Here is a 667-nt window from a genome sequence, read left to right as displayed (position 1 = left end):
TCTGTGGGAAGATCCAGGGGAACAACCCCCTTAAGATGGTTCTTCCAGTAATCCAGATGGATATCCATCTCAGGGCCTGAGAACTGACCACGCTGCCAAAGCGAATAATCAGCATACTGCATGGGAAGAACGGGCAGGACAGTTTCCTTGCCTGAAAGGTAACCCTGGTAAAGTGAAACAAATTCCCTAATCAAAACGTTCATTGACCAGCCGTCAGAGGCAATATGGTGCATCACAAATACAAGAACATAATCCTCAGGGCCAATCTCGAGAAGATCTACACGGAGCATGCTGTCACGGCTAAGGTCAAAAGGACGACCGATCAAAAGACCGATGTGTTCCTCCAGATAGGCTTTACCCGAAAACTCCGGAGAACTGGAGTAACCAAGCGACCACTTGCCCCCGGGAAGCACCTGCTGATAGCCAATGCCGTCATCTTCAAAAACAACAGTCCGGAGCACCTCATGCCGGTCAACTATATTGCCAAGGGAACGTTCCAAAAAAGAAATATCAAGCGGTCCCCGTAAGCTCAGAACCCCAGATATGTGGTAGTTCGTACTACCCTGGAGGCGGTCTATAAACCACAAACGCTCCTGGCTGAAGGAAAGGGGAACCTTGGCAGGACGCTCTTGAACAACAGGAATCGAAAGATGGGGAACCCGAGCGG

General features: G+C 50.1%; 1 protein-coding gene. It reads right to left on the bottom strand.

Features of this window, described 5'->3' with window-relative positions:
* The coding region (locus tag ABD769_RS24960; RefSeq protein ID WP_344854082.1) for a condensation domain-containing protein at positions 1-667 on the bottom strand (667 nt) is incomplete at both ends.

The sequence above is a fragment of the Pedobacter jeongneungensis genome, assembly GCF_039538295.1.
Classification (GTDB): Bacteria; Bacteroidota; Bacteroidia; order Sphingobacteriales; family Sphingobacteriaceae; genus Pedobacter; species Pedobacter jeongneungensis.
Note: the sequence above shows the minus strand (reverse complement) of the source record. Positions and strands in the feature narration are given on the sequence as shown.